Origin of the sequence: Streptomyces sp. NPDC091271 (assembly GCF_044757505.1) — a bacterium.
In the GTDB taxonomy this organism is placed as follows: domain Bacteria; phylum Actinomycetota; class Actinomycetes; order Streptomycetales; family Streptomycetaceae; genus Streptomyces.
Genome location: NZ_JBIVVD010000008.1, coordinates 91,559 through 110,500, shown reverse-complemented (window position 1 = coordinate 110,500; position 18,942 = coordinate 91,559). Strand labels below are relative to the sequence as shown.

General features: G+C 72.6%; 19 protein-coding genes. 10 read left to right on the top strand and 9 right to left on the bottom strand.

The genetic code is table 11. The features are described from left to right. Positions 1–88: 88 nt before the first annotated feature. Complete coding sequence (locus tag ACIQM3_RS30285) at positions 89–718, bottom strand: TetR family transcriptional regulator (protein WP_401630016.1); 630 nt, start codon at positions 716–718, stop codon at positions 89–91. 111 nt (positions 719–829) lie between these two features. On the opposite strand from ACIQM3_RS30285, the gene hmgA reads away from it, so the two are divergent. From hmgA to ACIQM3_RS30270, 3 genes are all read left to right on the top strand, one after another. Continuing rightward, positions 830–2,149: a homogentisate 1,2-dioxygenase gene (gene hmgA / locus ACIQM3_RS30280; RefSeq protein WP_401630014.1), complete on the top strand. Its 1,320-nt coding sequence runs from the start codon at positions 830–832 to the stop codon at positions 2,147–2,149. 31 nt (positions 2,150–2,180) lie between these two features. Next, complete coding sequence (locus ACIQM3_RS30275) at positions 2,181–2,954, top strand: GntR family transcriptional regulator (RefSeq protein ID WP_401630012.1); 774 nt, start codon at positions 2,181–2,183, stop codon at positions 2,952–2,954. 87 nt (positions 2,955–3,041) lie between these two features. After that, a complete protein-coding gene (locus ACIQM3_RS30270; protein WP_401630010.1) occupies positions 3,042–4,265 on the top strand; it encodes a type ISP restriction/modification enzyme in 1,224 nt (407 codons plus the stop codon). A gap of 235 nt (positions 4,266–4,500) precedes the next feature. Here the strand turns inward: ACIQM3_RS30270 and ACIQM3_RS30265 are convergent, their stop codons facing one another. Beyond that, a complete protein-coding gene (locus ACIQM3_RS30265) occupies positions 4,501–4,764 on the bottom strand; it encodes a hypothetical protein (RefSeq protein WP_104790182.1) in 264 nt (87 codons plus the stop codon). Between the two features lie 208 nt (positions 4,765–4,972). On the opposite strand from ACIQM3_RS30265, the gene ACIQM3_RS30260 reads away from it, so the two are divergent. Beyond that, the gene (locus tag ACIQM3_RS30260; protein ID WP_401630008.1) at positions 4,973–5,998 is read left to right on the top strand and encodes a serine/threonine-protein kinase; all 1,026 of its coding nucleotides are present in this window, start codon (positions 4,973–4,975) and stop codon (positions 5,996–5,998) included. Positions 5,999–6,099: 101 nt separating this feature from the next. Here the strand turns inward: ACIQM3_RS30260 and ACIQM3_RS30255 are convergent, their stop codons facing one another. Then, a complete protein-coding gene (locus tag ACIQM3_RS30255; protein ID WP_401630007.1) occupies positions 6,100–6,909 on the bottom strand; it encodes an SGNH/GDSL hydrolase family protein in 810 nt (269 codons plus the stop codon). 786 nt (positions 6,910–7,695) lie between these two features. Between ACIQM3_RS30255 and ACIQM3_RS30250 the strand changes: the two genes are divergently transcribed. The 4 genes from ACIQM3_RS30250 to ACIQM3_RS30235 all read left to right on the top strand — a co-directional run bounded on the left by ACIQM3_RS30250 (position 7,696) and on the right by ACIQM3_RS30235 (position 11,527). After that, positions 7,696–8,466 carry a glycosyltransferase family 2 protein gene (locus ACIQM3_RS30250; RefSeq protein WP_401630606.1) on the top strand — a complete coding sequence of 257 codons (771 nt, stop codon included), beginning with the start codon at positions 7,696–7,698 and terminating at the stop codon, positions 8,464–8,466. Beyond that, the gene (locus ACIQM3_RS30245) at positions 8,463–9,464 is read left to right on the top strand and encodes a glycosyltransferase family 2 protein (RefSeq protein ID WP_401630006.1); all 1,002 of its coding nucleotides are present in this window, start codon (positions 8,463–8,465) and stop codon (positions 9,462–9,464) included. The genes ACIQM3_RS30250 and ACIQM3_RS30245 overlap by 4 nt, the downstream gene beginning before the upstream one ends. A gap of 74 nt (positions 9,465–9,538) precedes the next feature. Next, a complete protein-coding gene (locus tag ACIQM3_RS30240; protein WP_401630604.1) occupies positions 9,539–10,327 on the top strand; it encodes a polysaccharide deacetylase family protein in 789 nt (262 codons plus the stop codon). A gap of 105 nt (positions 10,328–10,432) precedes the next feature. Continuing rightward, complete coding sequence (locus ACIQM3_RS30235; RefSeq protein ID WP_401630005.1) at positions 10,433–11,527, top strand: DUF5925 domain-containing protein; 1,095 nt, start codon at positions 10,433–10,435, stop codon at positions 11,525–11,527. 20 nt (positions 11,528–11,547) lie between these two features. Here ACIQM3_RS30235 and ACIQM3_RS30230 read toward each other — a convergent pair whose 3' ends face one another. Next, on the bottom strand, positions 11,548–11,922 hold the full coding sequence (locus tag ACIQM3_RS30230; protein ID WP_362931778.1) for a GntR family transcriptional regulator: 375 nt from the start codon (positions 11,920–11,922) through the stop codon (positions 11,548–11,550). Between the two features lie 69 nt (positions 11,923–11,991). Here ACIQM3_RS30230 and ACIQM3_RS30225 point away from each other — a divergent pair, with 69 nt between their 5' ends. Next, positions 11,992–12,912: a GNAT family N-acetyltransferase gene (locus ACIQM3_RS30225; protein ID WP_401630004.1), complete on the top strand. Its 921-nt coding sequence runs from the start codon at positions 11,992–11,994 to the stop codon at positions 12,910–12,912. Beyond that, complete coding sequence (locus ACIQM3_RS30220; protein ID WP_401630002.1) at positions 12,893–13,387, top strand: DUF402 domain-containing protein; 495 nt, start codon at positions 12,893–12,895, stop codon at positions 13,385–13,387. Before ACIQM3_RS30225 ends, ACIQM3_RS30220 begins: the two co-directional genes overlap by 20 nt. Here the strand turns inward: ACIQM3_RS30220 and ACIQM3_RS30215 are convergent. The 5 genes from ACIQM3_RS30215 to ACIQM3_RS30195 form a co-directional block, all read right to left on the bottom strand. After that, on the bottom strand, positions 13,380–14,279 hold the full coding sequence (locus ACIQM3_RS30215; RefSeq protein WP_401630000.1) for a hypothetical protein: 900 nt from the start codon (positions 14,277–14,279) through the stop codon (positions 13,380–13,382). The two genes, ACIQM3_RS30220 and ACIQM3_RS30215, sit on opposite strands and share 8 nt — an antisense overlap. A gap of 93 nt (positions 14,280–14,372) precedes the next feature. Beyond that, complete coding sequence (locus ACIQM3_RS30210) at positions 14,373–15,857, bottom strand: trifunctional class I SAM-dependent methyltransferase/NUDIX hydrolase/VOC family protein (RefSeq protein ID WP_401629998.1); 1,485 nt, start codon at positions 15,855–15,857, stop codon at positions 14,373–14,375. A 33-nt stretch (positions 15,858–15,890) separates the two neighbouring features. Then, positions 15,891–17,378 carry a tripartite tricarboxylate transporter permease gene (locus ACIQM3_RS30205; protein WP_401629996.1) on the bottom strand — a complete coding sequence of 496 codons (1,488 nt, stop codon included), beginning with the start codon at positions 17,376–17,378 and terminating at the stop codon, positions 15,891–15,893. A gap of 3 nt (positions 17,379–17,381) precedes the next feature. Then, positions 17,382–17,912 carry a tripartite tricarboxylate transporter TctB family protein gene (locus ACIQM3_RS30200; protein ID WP_401629993.1) on the bottom strand — a complete coding sequence of 177 codons (531 nt, stop codon included), beginning with the start codon at positions 17,910–17,912 and terminating at the stop codon, positions 17,382–17,384. Beyond that, complete coding sequence (locus ACIQM3_RS30195) at positions 17,909–18,892, bottom strand: Bug family tripartite tricarboxylate transporter substrate binding protein (RefSeq protein WP_401629990.1); 984 nt, start codon at positions 18,890–18,892, stop codon at positions 17,909–17,911. The genes ACIQM3_RS30200 and ACIQM3_RS30195 overlap by 4 nt, the downstream gene beginning before the upstream one ends. Between the last annotated feature and the right edge of the window lie 50 nt (positions 18,893–18,942).

The window sequence follows — 18,942 nt, the reverse complement described above, 5'->3', positions numbered from 1 at the left end:
TCCCGCCGCCCCCGAGCCGTTCGTCCCGCCGTTCTCCGGCCCGTCGGTCCCGCCGTTCTCCGGCCCATCGGTCCGCCGCCCCGCGCCGCTATTCGAGGACGCCCGCGAGATAGGCCCGGAGCAGGACCCGGGTCTCCGCTATCAGGTCCGGGTCCCCCTCGGGGTCGGCACGGAAGGCGAGTTGGAGCAGGGCGTCGGCGGCCTGCACGCAGACCAGAACGGTGCGGACGAGGCGGGCGTCGGAGGCGGCCCCGTCGCGCCCCCGGCCGAGATGCCCGGAGAGCAGCTCCGTCAGACGCCCCGCGACGCGCCGGTTCACCTCCGCGTCGAGCGGCCCCGGGACGGGCACGGGAGGGCCGAAGTCGACGAGGGCGAAGCCGGCGACGGAGCGCTTCATCGCCAGGTACTCGTCGAGCACGGCGTCGATGGCCTCGCGCCACTCCCGCTCCGGGATCGCCTCCAGCCTGGCGACGACCCGGCCGGCGTAGACCTCCAGGTTGCGCTCGGCCAGGGCGTCGACCAGCGCCCTCTTGTTGGGGAAGAAGCGGTAGACGGAGCCGATGGGCACGCCGGCCCGGTCGGCGACCGCCCGGGTGGAGAGCTGCTCGTAGCCGGTCTCGTCGAGCAGCGCGGCGCCGGCGTCGAGGATGCGGGCGAGGCGGTCGGCGCTGCGCTGCTGCACGGGGACGCGTCGGAGGTTCGTATGAGCGTGGGACACGGCTCCATGATGCCTGTATGCCGTTGACGGGCCACGTTTCGATTCCTACGGTGATCCATAGGATTCTTCGTCAGGGGATCCACGGGATTCCTCATCCAACGGGAGCGCATGATGAGCGGCATCGAGCAGGCGAGGAAAGCGGCGGAGAATCTCGGCCATATGTCGGGCTTCGGCAACGAGCACAGTTCGGAGGCCGTCCCGGGCGCCCTGCCCCACGGCCGCAATTCGCCCCAGCGCGCCCCGCTCGGGCTCTACGCGGAACAGCTGAGCGGCTCGGCCTTCACCGAACCCCGAGCCCGTAACCGCCGTTCCTGGCTCTACCGGATCCGTCCGTCGGCCGCCCATCCCGCCTTCGTCCGCATCGACAACGGCACCCTGCGCACCGCCCCCTTCACCGAGACGGTCCCCGACCCGAACCGGCTGCGCTGGGACCCGCTCCCCGAACCCGCGCCCGGCACGGACTTCCTGACCGGCCTCTGGACGCTGGGCGGCAACGGCGACGCCACGCAGCGCACCGGCATGGCCGTGCACCTGTACAGCGCGGACTCCTCCATGACGGACCGGGTGTTCAGCGACTCCGACGGGGAGCTCCTGATCGTCCCCGAGCGCGGCGGCCTGCTGCTCCGCACCGAACTCGGTCTGCTGCGGGCCGAGCCCGGCCATGTGGCGCTGATCCCGCGTGGCGTCCGCTTCCGTGTCGAGCTGCTGGACACGACCGCCCGCGGCTACGTCTGCGAGAACTACGGGCAGCCGTTCGTCCTGCCCGACCTGGGGCCCATCGGCGCCAACGGCCTGGCGAACGCCCGGGACTTCCTCGCGCCCGTCGCCGCGTTCGAGGACCGCGAGGGCCCGGTCGAGGTGATCAACAAGTTCTGCGGGAACCTCTGGTCGGCGACGTACGCCCACTCGCCGCTCGACGTCGTCGCCTGGCACGGCAACCACACGCCGTACGTCTACGACCTGCGCCGCTTCAATGTGATGGGCACGATCAGCTACGACCACCCGGACCCGTCGATCTTCACCGTGCTGACCTCGCCGTCCGACACCCCGGGGCTGGCCGGCGTCGACTTCGTCGTCTTCGCCCCGCGCTGGCTGGTCGGCGAGGACACCTTCCGCCCGCCGTACTTCCACCGCAACGTGATGAGCGAGTACATGGGCCTGATCGAGGGCGCGTACGACGCCAAGGCGGGCGGCTTCGTGCCCGGCGGCGGCTCGCTGCACAACATGATGTCCGCGCACGGTCCGGACCGTGAGACCTTCGACCGGGCGAGCGCGGCGGAGCTGAAGCCGCAGAAGATCGACGACGGCCTGGCGTTCATGTTCGAGACCCGCTGGCCGGTCACGGCGACCGCGCAGGCCGCGGGGACGGACCGTCTCCAGCGCGGGTACGACGACGTGTGGCAGGGTCTGAGCCGCAACTTCCGGCCGTGAGACCGCACCGCAGAGAGCTCGGGTGAACCAGATGGATCAGGTGAACGAGGCGAGTCCGCCCGGCTTCGCCCCCGACTCCCTGGTGCTGAACCGGAAGCTGCCCCTCTGGTACCAGGTCTCGCAGTCACTGCGCGCCTCCATACTGGGCCGTCCCCAGGACGCCTCGACGCGGCTGCCCACCGAGGAACAGCTCGCACTGCACTACGGCGTCAGCGTCCTCACCATGCGCCAGGCCCTCAAGGAGCTGGAGACCGAGGGGCTGATCAGCAGGCACCGGCGGCGCGGCACGTTCATCGAGCCGCGCGCCCGGCGGGTGTCGCCGGTCCGGCTGCTGGGCTCGATCGACGCGATCGTCGCCCAGCAGTCGGGCGAGCGCACGACCGTGCTCGGCCACGGCCGGGCACCCGTTCCGGGCGATCTCGCCGAGTTCTTCCCGGACTGCCCCGAGGTGGTCAGCTACCGGCGGCTCCGCTGCGACGACGCGACGGGCGAGCCCACCAACTGGGCGGAGAACGCGGTGCGCCCGGAGATCGCCGACCGGCTCGACGTGGCCGATCTGGAGCGGTGGCCGATGACGAAGGTGCTGCGTGACTCCGTCGGCGTACGCATCGCCCGGATCACGGACACCGTCGAGGCGCGTCTCGCCGACCCCGTCACGGCGGAGCTGCTCGGGGTCCCCCTGCTCAGCCCGATCCTGCACTACACGGGCGTGACGTACGACGAGGACGGCACGGTCGTGGACGTGGCGCGTATCCGCTACCGGGGTGACCGCTTCTCCTTCTCCGTGACCGTCGAGGCGCACTGACGGCGGGGCCGCGCGACGGGCGGTCGTCACGGGGGAGGCCGTTACGATGCCGGGGGCGGCGGACGTGGCGAGGGGGAGGACGACACGGTGGCAGCACGGGTGGCGGCCGGAACCGGCGGGAGCGACGCGCTCCCGCTGCTGGACGACCTCATGCCCTGGTCGGTGCGCCCCATGAGACCGGGACGCCCCTGGGTGACGGCGCCCGACGCCTCCTCGCTCCGGGCCCGCTGGGACCTGCTGGCACGGGCGGAGGGCGCCGAGCAGGAACGGCTGTTCCACCCCAGCCGCTCCCGTACGCCACTGACCCCGGCCGCGGCGCTGCCGGGCAGGTCCACCGGCACGAGTGCGTTCGCCCGGGAGCCCGGGCCGTATCCCGAACCGGTACGGATCGCGCACGGGCCCTTCGACGAGCAGTGGCTGATTCCCGACCACCGGCTGCTCGACGCGGCTCGCCCCGAGCTGTGGCGGGTCGCCGACGGGCACCAGCTCTTCGCCGTCGAGCACGGATACGTGCCCCAGGACGGCGGCCCCGCCCTCTCCGCGACCACCCTGCTGCCCGACGGGCACTCCCCCGCGGGGCGGCCCGGCCGGATACGGCCGCTCTACCGGCGGCCTGGCGGCCTGGAGCCCAATCTCGCACCGGGCCTGACCGCCGAGCTGGCCGCGCGCTACGGGGTGCCGGTCACCGCCGGATCCGTTTTCGCCTGGGCCCTTGCCGCCGCCCGCCCCTCCCCCGCCGGGCCGCTCGTCCCGCTGCCCGCCGACGGCGCGCTGTGGGAGCGGGGCGTGGAGCTCGGCCAGGAGCTGCTGCGGCTGCAGCTGCGCGGGACACGCGGCGGTGAACGCCCGCGGCTGCCGGGCGGCCGGCGCCCGTATGTGCGGGCCGCGATCCCGCCCCGGCCCGACGGGCTGCGCTACGAGGCCGAGGAGGAGACGCTCGTCGTCGGCGAGGGGCGCGTCTCACCCGTTCCCGCCGGCGCCTGGGAGTTCCGGGTCAGCGGGGTGCGGATGCTGGAGCTGTGGTTCGAGCGCCGCACGGCGGCGGGCGAGGGCCTCGCGGCGGTGGGGCCGCGCGGCTGGCCGCAGGAGCGGACCTCGGAGCTGCTGGAGCTGATCACCGTCCTGGCGCTGCTCGCCGGGCTGCGGCCCCGGCAACAGGCACTGCTGGAGCGGCTGGAGGAGGCGGAGGTCCTCACCAGGGACGGGCTGCACACGGCCGGGGTGCTCCCCGTCCCTGCGCCGGCCCGGCTTCCCGCGTCCGTGCTGGATCACCAGGAGGAGGGCCCGGAGGGGCAGTTCGCGCTGTTGTGAGAGTGCGGGCAGTGGTCACCGCTGTGGGCGTGTCGCGAACGCTGCTGCTCCGGCGCCACGCTGCCGGGCGGGGGCGCCGGCGCCGATGGGTGCCGTACCGGCGCAGAGGGAGCACACCGACGCAACGCTGCCGGCCCTGGGGATGACGGACGGACGGAGAGCAGCACTGCGCCGGGACGGAGTGGTCGTGGACACGGCCCTGAGCGGAGGGCCGCACCGGTCGTGGAGCCGTCGGTCAGCGGCGGCTGCCGAAGAGCGAGCGCCGAAGTCGCCGCAGCGGGGCGAAGAGCGAGACACGCGCGCTCCTGCTCCTGCGGGTGTGCGCGGCGTCGCGCGAGGTGAGCTCGAGCATCAGCAGCGTCGCCTCCGCCGACTCCCGCTGCGGAACGGCGGGGCCGCCCAGCACTGCGAGATGGCGGTCGAGGCGCGAACTGGTCGCACCGCTCCCACATGTAATGGCAGGCACACGCGGCCTGCTGCGCACCGTTATCTGTTCCATGTCACTCCCCACCCGTACGAGGGCACCCGGCCCGGGCAGGTTAACCCTATCGTCCCGCGGTGACACTCGTGTATCCCGGCCGCAGGATTACACACCTGCACACGGGGGTTGACGGCCCGTTACCGGATGCTGTCGGGTCCGGGACGGGTTGCGTTAGCTTGGAGGGGATTCGTCCGTACTGCGCACAGCTGCTGATGGAGGGTCACCGATGAGTGAAGTCCCGGGCACCGGACGTGTGATCGCGGATCGTTACCGTCTTCTGGACCCACTGGGCGAGGGCGGGGCGGGCATCGTGTGGCGCGCCCGTGACGAGGTGCTGGGGCGCGAGGTGGCCGTGAAGGAGGTGCGGGCCCCGGCGGAGCTGTCCACCGCGGGCACCGAGCTTCTGCACGGCCGCCTGGAGCGGGAGGCCAGGGAGGCGACCCGTGTCACGCACCGCAACGCCGTCGCCGTGCACGACGTCGTCACCCAGGACTCGCGGCCCTGGATCGTGATGGAGCTGGTCCGGGGGCTCGCCCTCTCCGACGTACTGGACGCCGACGGCCCGCTGTCCCCCCGGCGGGCGGCCCGGGTCGGCGCGGAGGTGCTCGCGGCGCTGCGCGGCGCCCACGACGCCGGCGTGCTGCACCGTGACGTGAAGCCGGGCAACGTGCTGCTGGCCAACGACGGGCGGGTGATGCTGAAGGACTTCGGCATCACCCCGGCCGACGGCTGGTCCGGCCTCACGGGTGAGCCCATCGGCTCCCCGGAATATCTCGCTCCCGAGCGCGCGCAGGGGCGCACGCCGGGGCCGGAATCCGACCTCTGGGCGCTGGGAGTGCTTCTGTACGTCGCCACCGAGGGCCGGTCGCCGTTCGGCCGGGACGCTCCGCCGGACACCCTGCGCGCGGTCGGCGAGGAGGAGCCACCACCGCTCCGGCGGGCGGGGGCGCTCGCCCCCGTCATCGAGGGGCTGCTGCGCAAGGATCCGGCCGAGCGGCTCACGGCCGGGGACGCGGAACGCAGGCTGCGGATCCTGGCCGCGGGCGGGACCGGGTCGCCTGCCGGCGGAGCAACCGGCCCTGCGCTTGCGCCGCCGACAGGTGAAACGGCCGTGGCTGCCGGGGAACCGGAGGCCGCCACGGGCACACCGGAACCCGTCGGCCTGACGAGGCGCACGGGCGTCCTGGTGGCCGTGGGGGCGGTTGTCGCGCTGCTCGTCGCCGGAGGCCTCGTCTGGGCGCTGGCGGGCTGACGACGACACGGAGGAGAGGGGCGGCGGGAAGGAGACCCCGCGGGGCGGAGTCCCCTCCTCGGCGGACGGCTGAGCCGGCGCGCTGCGCTGCGGAGGTGCGGTCAGGACTTCGAGCTGAGGACGGGCAGGTAGCCGCCCGACTGTCCGGCGGCCGTGGGGTGGTAGGACTCACCGATGTTGAGCCAGTTCACGCTGTGCAGCCAGGCGCTGCCCGAGCAGATCTCGTGCCCGGTGAAGGTCGAGGTGACGTCACCGAAGGTGAACCCGTGGTCCGCCGCGCGCTTGGCGGTGGCGGCGTTGAGGTAGTCGGCGGCACCGTTTATGGCGGAGCGTTCCTTCTCGCTCAGGCCGGCGATACAGCTGCCGCCGAGCTTGTAGAAGCGGGGGTAGCCGAGGACGACCACGTGGGCCGCGGGCGCTTTGGCGCTGATCGCCGCGTACACGGAGTCCAGTCTGCCGGGGAGGGTCGAGTCGACGTAGGCGCGGGCGGTGGCGATCCTGCCCAGGCAGGTGGCCTCGGACTGCAGGACACAGGTGGTCATGACGTCGGCGAAGCCGGCGTCGTTACCGCCGATGGAGATCGAGACGAGGTCGGTCGCGGAGGTCAGGGGGCCGAGCTGGCCGGCTGTCACATCGCCCGTCCTGGCCCCTGAGCACGCGGTGAAGGCGAACGAGGCGGGGTTGTTGGCCGCCTTCCAGAGGACGGGGTACGCGCGGGTGCTGCGCTTGCAGTCGCCGCTCGCGCTGTCGTAGGCGCCGGCTCCGACACCCGACGAGTACGAGTCACCCAGGGCCACGTAGTCGACGGACTGTGCGGATTCCTGGGCCTGGGCGACGCTCGCACCGGTCAGAGCGAGAACGGTGCCGAGCAGGAGAGAGGACGAGAACGCCACGAGTCTGGACATTTTCATGGAACCTCCTTGGGCAGGATCTCTGCCTACTCCGTGGTAGCAGGACCACCCCGAATTCCGGAAGTGTCCATGCCAAGAAGCTTCGACAACGTCTCCTTGACGCCTCCCTGGCGGTGCGCCACATCGAAATCCGACATCCGGCGCACCGGGGGCAAAGCCGCCGATGCGGATCATCAACCATGAGACGGGGACAGCCGGGGCGCCCGTTCCGACGGCGGCGCGGCTCGGTGACCGGGGCGGGCACCGAGCCGGCCCTCATCGGAATCAATTCACCACCGCGCGCCCCTTGCGCGCTCTTTCACCTCTTCGCGACCCATGCCGCGCACTTCACGCCCGGCCGCCGGGAAATAGGAAGCGTCAATTCCGCAGCCGAATGTGACAGTTCCGTCAAAGTCTGAAAAGAGCGAGACGCCCCTGCATGTCTTGCCATACAGTTCCCATCGTTAATACCGTCGTAGATCAACCCGTAACGGTCCATCACGCAGGCGGCTCCAGGGGAGGGCTCAGGAAGCCGCGGTGGATACCGGAGCGGGGCACGGTAGGGGGGTGCCGTGCCAGCGGCCGCACTCGGACGAGTCGGTCGCCGCGCGGCCAGTTGTGCCACCTCATCACGCCAGCTCGGAGCGCCATACCGGCATGGCCGGGGTGAGAACCCCCCTTTCGAACCGGACCTGTATCCGGACAGCCCGGGGGTGGGCCGTCCACCGGACGAGAGGGAAAAGACTCATGAGTTCAGTCCTGCCTTCCTCGATCAGACCTGCCGTCGAAGAGACCGAAGCCGCTCGAATGAAGAGCGAATACCGTCCGATCTCTTCACACCTCGCGATAGCGCCGCCGGTAAGTGTCGTGATCCCCGCCATGAATGAGGCGGAGAATCTTCCCTATGTGTTCAAGACGCTGCCCGACTGGATTCATGAAGTCGTGCTCGTGGACGGGAATTCGACCGACGACACCGTCCGGGTCGCCCGTGAACTCCGGCCGGACGTCGTGGTCGTCAAACAGGTCGGCAAGGGCAAGGGCGACGCCCTGATCAGCGGCTTCGCCGCCTGCACCGGTGAGATCATCGTGATGGTCGACGCGGACGGCTCGGCGGACGGGGAGGAGATCGTCAGCTACGTCTCCGCCCTGGTCGGCGGCGCCGACTTCGCCAAGGGCTCCCGCTTCGCCAACGGCGGCGGCACGGACGACATGACGCCCGTCCGCAAGCTCGGCAACTGGGCGCTGTGCACGGTGGTCAACCGCAAGTTCGGGGCCCGCTACACCGACCTCTGCTACGGCTACAACGCGTTCTGGAAGCACTGCCTGGACAGGATCACCCTGGACTGCACCGGCTTCGAGATAGAGACCCTGATGAACATCCGGGTGGTCAAGGCCGGCCTCAGGGTCCAGGAGGTGCCCAGCCACGAGTACAACCGCATCCACGGCGTCAGCAACCTCAGCGCGGTACGGGACGGGCTCCGGGTGCTCAGGGTGATCCTCAAGGAGAAGGGCGTGCGCCGCGGCGGGCGCCGGACGGCGGCCGTGCCCGCCGTGATCGGCCGGGGACAGGTGCTGTGAGCGCACGCGACTTCTCCGTCGTCGTCTGCGTCTACACCGAGGAGCGCTGGGCGGACATCCTCGAGGCCGTGGCGTCCGTCCGCGCGCAGTCCCTGCCCGCGCGGGAGATCCTCCTGGTGGTGGACCACAACCCGGCGCTGCTGCGCCGTCTTGCCGGGGAGTACGGGGACCGTCCGGAGGTGCGGGTGCTCGCGAACGCGGGCCCCCGTGGTCTGTCGGCGGGCCGGAACACGGGCATCGCCGCGGCCCGTGGCACGATCGTCGCCTTCCTCGACGACGACGCGGTGGCCGAGCCGGACTGGCTGCGCCACTTCGACAAGGGCTACGACGACCCGGAGGTGATGGCCGTCGGCGGCCGGACCCTGCCGTCGTGGGCCTCGGGCCGCAGGCCGGTCTGGTTCCCCGAGGAGTTCGACTGGGTCGTCGGGTGCACCTATCTGGGTCTGCCGCCCGGCACGGTCCGGGTCCGCAACGTCCTCGGTGGCAACGCGTCGTTCCGCCGTACGGCCTTCGACGCGGCGGGCGGCTTCGCCACCGGCATCGGCCGGGACGGGGACAAGCGGCCGCTGGGCGGTGAGGAGACCGAGCTGTGCATCCGGCTGAGCCGCGCACTCCCCCACGCCGTCCTGCTCATCGACGACCGCGCCGTGATCCGCCACAAGGTCCCCCGGATACGGGAGCGCTTCGGCTACTTCCGTACCCGTACGTACGCCGAGGGGCTCTCCAAGGCGCTCGTCGCCCGGAGCGTCGGTGCGGACAAGGGGCTGGAGTCCGAGCGCCGCTACACCACCCGGGTGCTCCCGGCCGGGGTGCTGCGCGGCGCCCGGGACTTCCTGTTCGGCCGCCCCGGCGGAGCGGGCCGCGCCGGCGCGGTCGTCGCGGGAGTGCTGACGGCGGCGGCCGGCTACGCGGTGGGGAGCGTGCGCGTCCGGCGTGACGGCGCGTCCTTCGACGTACCGGCGATCGAACGGGCGGGCGCCGTCGAGGAGGTGCGGTGAGCGGGGCGGGGCCGGTGAGCGGGGACGGTCCGGTGCGTGGACCAGGGCCGGCGAGCGAGGCCGTGCCGGTCCTGATGTACCACGCCGTCGGCGACCGCCCGGCCGACGGCGTGTACGGCCTCTCGGTGTCGCCCGGCGCCTTCCGTACGCAGATGGAGATCCTGGCACGGCGCGACTTCACCCCTCTCACCACGGCCGCGCTGGGCGAACACTGGCGCACGGGGCGGCCCCTGCCGCCCAGGCCGGTGCTCATCACGTTCGACGACGGTTACGAAGGGGTGCACCGGCACGCCCTGCCGGTGCTCGCCGAGCACGGCTTCGCGGCCACCGTCTTCGTCACCACCGGCTGGCTGCGCGGGCCGTACGACGAGGGCGGCGCCCTGGACACCATGCTCGACTGGGGCCAGGTGCGCGAACTCGCCGACACGGGTGTGGAGATCGGCGGCCACAGCCACACCCATCCGCAGCTGGACCAGCTCGGCGGGACGGCCCTGCGGGCGGAGACCGTGCGGTGCCGGGAGATCGTCACCGCCGAACTGGGCGCTCCTCCGGCCTCCTTCGCCTATCCCTACGGCTACTCCACCCGCCGGGTGCGGCGGTCCGTGCGTGCGGCGGGCTTCGCCCAGGCCCTCGCCGTGGGCAACGCCCTGGCGCGCCGCCGCCAGGGCCCGTACGCCCTGGAGCGGGTGACGGTCCGCCGCGGTACGGGCGCCGCCGAGTTCACCCGGCTGGTGGAAGGCCGGGCTGTCGCACGGGCGTTCGCTGTGGACCGTGCGCTCACCAAGGGGTTCGCCGTCGTGCGCGGCGCGCGCCGGGCGGTCCGCGGGTTCCGGGGCTCCGGGCCGGCCGGCGCCCCGGGCTGATTCCCCGCGCCCTGGGGTCTTCCGTCCGGATCCGGGCGCAAGACCCCAGGGCCGGCTCCTGAAACCTGGGTGCGCGGGGCGCCGCCTTACCGGATCATGGGCGCCATGTCTGCCAACCCCGAGTCCGCCCTGCCGATCCGGCTCAATGTCGACGACAGCGATTCGCCGTCCGACGTCGTGGACGCGCTGTTCCTGGGCCGCTTCGCGACGGGCGAGCAGCCGTACTCCCACAGTTCCTCCCTCGACCGCGTGAAGTCGGGGGCGACCCTGCTGCCCGCGGCCGCCAAGGTCCTGAGGGCCGCCCGTGACGACGACCGCAGCGCGACCCTCGCCGAGGGCGACGGATGGACGCTGCTGATCTCACGTTGGAACCGGGGCGCCGACGTCACGGTCACCGCCACCACCGCCGAGCTGGCTCAGAAGGTGCTGTCCGAGGCGACCGACGGGGCCCAGGACGAGCCGGAGCCGCAGCCCGAGAACGTGACCATGGGTTTCTGGTACGTCTCCCCGCGCCGCGGTCCGCACCGCACCACCCGGCAGATCGCCGCCGGCACCTGGGAGGAGGTCCGGTCCAACTACACGGCCCCGGTGGCCGATGCGATGGACCGGCTGATGAAGGTCACCCCCGACGACATCTCCGGCCGGCTGCTCCTGCTGCACGGCCCTCCCGGCACCGGCAAGACCTCGGCGCTGCGCACGCTCGCCCGGTCCTGGCGCGACTGGTGCCAGGTCGACTGCGTCCTGGATCCGGAGCGGCTCTTCAACGACGTCGGCTATCTGATGGACATCGCCATCGGCGAGGACGACGGTTCGGCGAGGGGGCGCTGGCGGCTGCTGCTCCTGGAGGACTGCGACGAGCTGATCCGCGGCGAGGCGAAGCACACGGCGGGTCAGGCGCTGTCCCGGCTGCTCAATCTGACGGACGGCCTGCTGGGCCAGGGCCGCAATGTGCTGGTGGGGGTGACGACCAACGAGGACCTGGAGCGGCTGCACCCCGCGGTGGTCAGGCCGGGCCGCTGCCTCGCCCGAATCGAGGTGGGTTCGCTGACCCGTGCGGAGTCGGTCTCCTGGCTGGGTACGGAGGAAGGGCTCGGCCGCGAGGGCGCGACGCTGGCCGAACTGTACGCCCTGCGGCGGGGCAACGGTCCCGCGTCCGTGCCGAAGCAGGACGCGGGGGCCGACGCGGGGCTGTACCTCTGAGCTGTGCCTTACCGGCCGCGCTACCGCGTGTAGGCCGCCCGTACCGCGTCCTCGGCCAGGGCCAGCGCGTCGGCCCTGGAGAGGCCGAGGCGCCGGGCCTGCTCGGCGTACTCCTGCGCCGCCGTCGCCGCGTGGCGGGCCGCCGCGTCGCCCGCGGCGGCGATGAACGTCCCGTTGCGCCCCCGCGTCTCGATCACCCCGTCACCCTCCAGCGCACGGTAGGCCTTCGCCACGGTGTTGGCGGCGAGGCCCAGCTCCCCGGCGAGGCCGCGCACCGTGGGGAGGCGGTAGCCGACGGGCAGGGCGCCGGAGCGGGCCTGTTCGGAGAGCTGGGCGCGCAACTGTTCGTACGGGGCGGTGGCGGAGTCCGGGTCAACGGCGATCTTCAGGGTCACGCGCCGATTCTCTCCCACCGGCGGAAAATCGGAGGCGACCGGGCGGGTCGCCCGCGTACCGTCCGGCGTATGACGGTGATCGTGCGTGACTTCCGGCCCTCCGACGCGGAGGCCTGGGTACAGGTGCGGCGTGCCGCGCTGCCCTACATGGTGACGACTCCGGAGCAGGTCCTGAGCGACCTGGCCGACGCCCACCCCGGTCGGCACTACCGCCTGCTGGTCGCCGAGGAGGACGGCGAGGTGATCGGGACCGCGCAGGTGGGCGTCTCCCACGAGAGCCCGGAGCCGGGCCAGGGGTTCTGCAATCCGTACGTACGTCCGGACAGGACGGGCCGGGGCGCGGGATCACTCCTGGCGCGGACCGGCGAGGAGCATCTGAGGGACGTGGACGCGACCGCCGTCTACACCTGGGTGCTCGACGAGCCGGGCAACCGCGCGTTCGCCGAGAAGCGCGGCTATGCGGCACGCAGGCCGGCGCACTTCCTCCGTCTCGGCCTGGCGGAGGGCGCCCTGCCCCCGCTCCCGGAGCTCCCTGCCGGGGTCGAGCTCCTCACGGCCGCCGACTTCGAGGACGACCCGCGCCCGATGTTCGAGGCCGACGCGGAGACGACCGCGGACGAGCCGAGCGACGTCCCGGTGGAGTTCTCCGACTACGAGGACTGGCTGGCCACGACCTGGCGGCGGCCCGGCTTCGACCACGCGCTCACCAGCGTCGTGACGGTGGACGGGCAGGTCGCGGCGTTCAGCGCGGCGATGACCGACGGTCTCACCCGCTACTCGTCGGCCATGACCGGCACCCTGCGCGCCTTCCGGGGCAGGGGGCTTGCGAAGCTCGCCAAGAGCGACTCGCTGCACCGGGCGCGCGCCGCCGGATACACGGACGCCTACACCGGCAACGACGCCGACAACGGTCCGATGCTGGCGGTCAACCGCTGGTTCGGCTACGAGATCTGTGCCACGGAGGTGCGTCATGTCCGCCGTCTCCCCTGAGAGCGACCTGTCCGTCAACCTGGTCAAGGCGGGCAGCACCAAGATCCGCTACCCGGCGGGCCTCGTCCGCGACGACGGCACCCGCATCACCGTCCGGGCCCCTTGGGCGGCACCGCACGCCCGTGACTTCGGTTTCGTGCGGTTCGAGCCAGGCGATGTCCTCACCGAGCACTACTGGCGTGACCGGTGGTACGCGGTGAAGGAGGTCCGCACCGGAGACGGTCGGTTGAAGGGCTGGTACTGCGACATCACACGGCCCGCCGTGCTGCGGGACACCGAGCTCCTGGTCGAGGACCTGGACCTGGACCTGTGGGTGTCGGCGGACGGCTCTTCCGTACTGCGGCTCGACGAGGACGAGTTCGAGGAGAGCGGCCTGGCCGCCCGCGACCCGTCGGCGGCGGAGGCAGCGGTCCGGGCCCTCGACGAGCTGGAACTCCTCGCCCGCACCGAGGGGCTGGCCGGGCTCGTCACCTGAGAACGGGGGCGGGCTCAGGGGGCAGGAAGCGGCGCAGCACCGGGGCGACGAGGTCGGCCAGCACGCCCCCGTGCATGTCCGTGGCCGTCTCTTCCGGCGTCTCCTCGCTGTCCGCCCACCGCAGGAGCCCCAGCACGAGGTAGGGATCGTCCTCCCATGCGCTGCCGGCAGCGGCCTCGACCGGGTCCAGGCCGCGTAGCAGCGCCCGTACGAGGACGCCCTCGCCCCACCCGGCCTCCATCGGTTCCGGCAGCCTGCCCAGCCAGGCCAGCAGGGCGAGCGCGCGCAGGTGTCCGTCCGGCTCGGCGCCGGCCAGGAGAACGCGCAGATCGTCCACGCGCGGTGCGTCGAGATCGGCGCATTCGCGCCCCGGCACCTCCCTCAGCCGCGCCCGCAGCACGTCCGGCACGCGGCGCGTCTCCAGGAGCCTCGCCCCGTGCGGCCCGCTGCCCGCCTGCCTGAACTGCGGGCGTCCCTCACGCAGTTCCAGCGCGTACGCGAGCCGGGTGGAGAGGAGAGCCAGCCGCCGGACGGTCCCCTGCCGGGCCAGCAGGAGCAGGAGTCCGGCCGGGTCGGCGAGGTCGAGGTTGCCGCAGAACCGGCCGCCCTCCCACAGCAGGGCGTCGTTCCCGTGCAGGCTCGCCCGTCCGAGCAACTGCCCCTCGCCGTCGCACAGAGCGAGAGTCGTGCTGCCGAGGCAGCGACAGCGATCGTCCCCGACGGTGCCCCGCGTCGACAGGGCCCTCAGCTCCGCGAGTGCCTCCGCCGAGTCGATCCGCGCGAGCACCGTCCGCTCGTCCAGTGGTTCCGGGCCCTCTCCCCCGGCCAGCACCTCGACGAGACGGGTGCGCGCCCACACCTCGTCCCACCACCTCTCCACCGGATGCCCCATGGCGCCCAGTCTGCCCTCTCCGTAGGGGCCGGACGGAGGCTCATCGGGTCAGCCCTCCGGTCCGACGCGCGACTCGACCGTCGCCGGAGCCGCTCAGCTCCAGGGAGCGACCAGCTCCACCTCGTGCCCCGCCGTGCTCGCCAGGCGGGCCGCGTAGGGCCCGCTCTCGTCGGCGCCCGGAGGGAGGCCGGTCGACAGCGGCCGCCAGCCGTGCCCTGGGGCGTCCGTCACCAGGGCGTCGAGCGTGGCACGGTCGCGGACGTGGAACGCCAGGCGGCTGATGCCTGGGCGCGGGCTGTCCACCCGGCCGCCGGTCGGGCCGGGTGTGTGTTCGACCACCACATAGCTGTCGCCGCGCCGCCAGCTCCGGCCGTGCGCCCAGCGCTGGTACGGGACATGGCCGAGGCGTCCGAGCAGCCAGCCCCACTCGGCGTCGGCCTCGGCCGGGTCGGGCGCCCACAGCTCGACGTGGTGCAGACGTCCGGTGGGGGCCGCCGCGACCGGCAGCGGGACGGCGCGCCGGGTGCCCCTCGGTGCGTACGCCACGGTGTCGTCGTCCTCGTGCCAGTGGATCAGGAAGCGCTGCTCGGCGCGGTATCCGTCGAGGCCCGCGCGGCAGTACGCCACCATGTCGTCGGGCAGCGCGTCCAGGGGGAACCAGCCCAGCTCGGAGCACTTGTCCGGCTCCGCGTTGCGGGGCGGGCGCGCGGGGTCGTGGTCCGCCTCGAAGAACCAGCCCATCCGGGGGTTGCCGCCCGGCCCCCTGTGCTGCATGACCAGGGCCACCCGGAGCTCGTCCGGATCCAGGTCGACGCCGATCTCCTCCGCCGCCTCCCGGATCATCGCCGCCCGGACGTCCTCGCCGTCCTCCGCGTGGCCGGAGGGGGCGTGGAGCAGCCCGTCGGCGTAACCCGTGCCGGCCCGCCGGGCGAGCAGCACGTCGGAGCCCCTGCGCAGGATGAGGTGGACGTCGACGACCTCGGTGTGCCGGTGCGGCGGCTCGGCGCGGGCCACCAGGGCGTACCTGTCGTCGTCGACCTCCTTTCCCCAGAGCCGGGAGTCCCCGGACAGCGGCTCGTGGTGGACGCGCTCCGTGTGCTCGGTGAGGAGTGCGGTGAGGTCGGCCGCGGGGATCCCGGTGCCGTTCCACACGCCCTCGATGAGCACCAGCCGGCCGCCGGGCCGCAGCAGCGAGAACCAGTGCCGCAGGACGGCCGCCGGGTCGGGCAGCAGCCACACGATGTGCCGGGCGAGGATCACGTCGAACCGCTGCTTGCCGACCGGGGGGTGCGCCGCGTCGCCGACGAACACGTCGGTACCCGTCCCGGCCAGCTTGGCCCGCGCCTGCTCCACCATGCGCGCCGAGCGGTCGACGGCGGTGACGCGGTGCCCCTGGCCGGCGACGAGCAGGGCCAGACTGCCCGTACCGCAGCCGAGGTCGAGGACCGCGGAGCGCGCGGTGGGCAGCCAGGTCTCCATCCGTCGCGCCCAGGCGCTGCGGACCACGGGGTCGCGGAGCCCGTGGTCGGGCTCCTCGTCGAACGAGTCGGCGGCGGCGTCCCAGTCGATCGTGGTCATACCGCAATCCTCTCAGCCGCCACCGACAGTCCGTCACGCCCGGTTTCGCCCCAGCGCCTTCCTCACCAGCGGCCACAGCAGGATCAGCGCGACGATGACGTAGACGGTCACGGAGAACGGGGTGTTGACCAGCCCCGTCACGCTGCCGTCGCTGATCTGGAGGGCGCGCCGCAGCTGTTGTTCGGCGGACGGCCCGAGGATGACCGCGATGATCGCGGGCAGCACCGGCAGGCCGTACCGGCGCATCCCGAAGCCGATCAGCCCGATCACCAGCAGGATCACCAGGTCGACGGCCTCCCCGCCCACCGCGTACGCACCGACGGCGGCGAAGAACAGGATGCCCGCGTAGAGGTAGGGACGCGGGATCCGCAGCAGCTTCGCCCAGAGCGGCGCGAGGGGCAGGTTCAGGGCGAGCAGCAGCACCATGCCGACGAAGAGGGAGGCGATCAGGCCCCAGACCAGCTCGGGTTCACGTTCGAACAGGAGCGGGCCGGGCTGGATGCCGTACTGCTGGAAGGCGGCCAGCATGACGGCGGCGACGGCCGTGGTGGGCAGGCCGAGCGTGAGCATGGAGACCAGCGTTCCCGCGGCGGAGGCGGACGCCGCCGACTCCGGCCCGGCGACGCCCTCGATGGCGCCCTTGCCGAACTCGTCGCGGTGCTTGGAGAGCCGCTTCTCGGTGACGTACGACAGGAAGGTGGGGATCTCCGCGCCGCCCGCCGGGATCGCGCCGAACGGGAAGCCGATGAGGGGCCCGCGCAGCCACGACTTCCAGGTGCGCCGTACGTCGTCCCTGCCCAGCCAGGGGCGGCCGACGGGGATCGGCTTCCCGCTGGTGCGGCGCAGGTGGGCGGCGACCCAGAGGGCCTCCCCGATGGCGAAGAGTCCGACGGCCACGATCACCACGTCGATGCCGTCGGCCAGTTGGAGCGAGCCGAAGGTCAGGCGCTGCTGGCCCGTCATCTGGTCCAGGCCGACGAGGCCGATGGTGAGACCGATGAGGAGCGACGCGAGGCCGCGGATCCGGGAGGAGCCGAGGACGGAGGTGACGGCGATGAAGGCCAGCACCATGATGGCGAAGTAGTCGGGGGCGCCGATGTCGACCGCGAGCGAGGCCACGGTCGGGGCGAGGACGACCAGCAGGATCGTGCCGATCATGCCGCCGGCGAAGTGACCGACGGCGGCGGCGGCCAGCGCCTGTGCGCCGCGCCCGGCCTTCGCCATCGGGTTGCCCTCGATCGCGGCGACGACGGCCGCACTCTCCCCCGGGGTGTTGAGGAGGATCGAGGTGGTGGAGCCGCCGAACATCGCGCCGTAGTAGATCCCGGCGAACATGATGAAGGCGCCGGTCGGTTCGAGTCCGTACGTCACCGGCAGGAGCAGCGCCACGGCCATGGCGGGGCCGATGCCGGGGAGCACACCGATGGCCGTGCCGAGGAGGACACCGAGCGCGGCCCAGAGCAGGTTGACCGGCGTGAGCGCCGTGCCGAAGCCGTCGATGAGGGAGTTGAGGGAATCCATCGGTCAGAGCACCCCCATCAGCGGGCCGCCCGGGAGGGGCACCCCGAGCAGGTTGTCGAAGACGAAGTAGGTCATGAGGGAGAGCCCGGCGGCGATGAGCGGATCGCGGTCGAGGTGGCGGCTGCCCAGCGCGTAGGCCGAGCCCCAGAAGAGCAGGGCGCCGGAGATCGGGAAGCCGAGCGGGCCGATGAGGACGGCGAAGGCGAGGAAGACGCCGGTGAGCAGGGCGACGGTGCGCCGGTCGGCGGGTTCGTCGAGGTCGACGTCCTCGCCGGCCTCCGCCTCGCCGCGGCCGCCGCGCAGGACGTCGACGGCCAGCAGAACGGCGACGGCCAGCAGCCCGATGCCGACGGCGACCGGGACGGTCCTGGGACCGACGGGTCCGCGCTGGGTGATGTCCACGCTCATCGTCAGGGCGTCGGTCAGGACCAGGACGCCGAGCACGAGCAGCAGGACGCAGACGCCGAGTTCGGAGTGCTCGCGCAGCCAGGCGCGGGCGGTGGCGGGCCGGGCGGGGGTGTTCTCGTCGCTCACAGTCCCAGCTCCTTGAGGACGGTGGCGACGCGGCGGTCCTGGGCGTCCAGGAAGTCACCGAAGGCGTCACCGGTGAGGAAGGCGTCGTCCCAGCCGTTCTTCTTCATGGAGTCCCGCCACTGCTTCGAGTCGTGCAGCTCGCTGACCAGCCCGACGAGCTTGTCGCGCTCGGCCTCGGAGAGCCCTGGCGGGGCGACGATGCCGCGCCAGTTGGTGAAGTCGGTGTCGAGACCGGCCTCGCGGAGGGTGGGCGCGTCGAGGCCCGGGACCCGCTTCGGGCCGGTGACGGCGAGCAGACGCAGCTCACCGGCCTCGATCTGGTCGAGGTACTCGCCGACGCCGGAGACACCGAAGCCGACCTTGTTGCCGAGGATCGAGGCGAGCAGTTCGCCGCCGCCGTCGAACGGGATGTAGTTGACCTGCCTGGGTGCGATCCCGGCGGCCTTCGCCATCAGCATCGGCGCCAGGTGGTCGGGCCCGCCGGGCGAGGAGCCGCCACCGACCGGGATCTTCCCCGGGTCCTTCTTCCAGGCGGTGAGCAGCTGGCCGATCGTCCTGTACGGGGAGTCCTTGGCGACGACGACGATGTCCTGCTCCTCGGTGAGCCGGGCGATCGGGGTCGTGTCACCGAGGGTCTTGGGCGACTTGTTGGTGTGCACGGCGCCCACCACACCGAGGCCCATGGACATGGCGAGCTTGCCGTTGCCGTGCTCGGCGGCCAGCCGGGTCACGCCGACGGTGCCGCCCGCGCCGGGCAGGTTGAACACCTCGATGCCGTGGGTGAGCCCCGCGTCCTCGGCGTTCTTCGCCGCGGTGCGCGCCGTGATGTCGTAACCGCCGCCGGGTGTGTTGGGAACCATGAAGCGCAGTCCGGGGATCTGCGTGCCGGTGTCGGAACCGCTGCCGGTGGACAGCAGCGGCGGACCGACGAGCACCAGCAGCGCTGCCCCGAACAGGGCGAGTGGAGTGCGCAGTCGCACCGGATGCCGCCTTTCGAGCTCTACGTGTACGGGTGTGATCGCGTGTGAGG

Bases quoted from the DNA above. Each gene is read 5' to 3' on its own strand.
- hmgA (WP_401630014.1), top strand. From the start codon at position 830: ATGAGCGGCATCGAGCAGGCGAGGAAAGCGGCGGAGAATCTCGGCCAT.
- ACIQM3_RS30275 (WP_401630012.1), top strand. From the start codon at position 2,181: ATGGATCAGGTGAACGAGGCGAGTCCGCCCGGCTTCGCCCCCGACTCC.
- ACIQM3_RS30265 (WP_104790182.1), bottom strand. From the start codon at position 4,764: ATGGAACAGATAACGGTGCGCAGCAGGCCGCGTGTGCCTGCCATTACA.
- ACIQM3_RS30260 (WP_401630008.1), top strand. From the start codon at position 4,973: ATGAGTGAAGTCCCGGGCACCGGACGTGTGATCGCGGATCGTTACCGT.
- ACIQM3_RS30255 (WP_401630007.1), bottom strand. From the start codon at position 6,909: ATGAAAATGTCCAGACTCGTGGCGTTCTCGTCCTCTCTCCTGCTCGGC.
- ACIQM3_RS30250 (WP_401630606.1), top strand. From the start codon at position 7,696: ATGAAGAGCGAATACCGTCCGATCTCTTCACACCTCGCGATAGCGCCG.
- ACIQM3_RS30240 (WP_401630604.1), top strand. From the start codon at position 9,539: ATGTACCACGCCGTCGGCGACCGCCCGGCCGACGGCGTGTACGGCCTC.
- ACIQM3_RS30235 (WP_401630005.1), top strand. From the start codon at position 10,433: ATGTCTGCCAACCCCGAGTCCGCCCTGCCGATCCGGCTCAATGTCGAC.
- ACIQM3_RS30225 (WP_401630004.1), top strand. From the start codon at position 11,992: ATGACGGTGATCGTGCGTGACTTCCGGCCCTCCGACGCGGAGGCCTGG.
- ACIQM3_RS30220 (WP_401630002.1), top strand. From the start codon at position 12,893: ATGTCCGCCGTCTCCCCTGAGAGCGACCTGTCCGTCAACCTGGTCAAG.
- ACIQM3_RS30215 (WP_401630000.1), bottom strand. From the start codon at position 14,279: ATGGGGCATCCGGTGGAGAGGTGGTGGGACGAGGTGTGGGCGCGCACC.
- ACIQM3_RS30210 (WP_401629998.1), bottom strand. From the start codon at position 15,857: ATGACCACGATCGACTGGGACGCCGCCGCCGACTCGTTCGACGAGGAG.
- ACIQM3_RS30205 (WP_401629996.1), bottom strand. From the start codon at position 17,378: ATGGATTCCCTCAACTCCCTCATCGACGGCTTCGGCACGGCGCTCACG.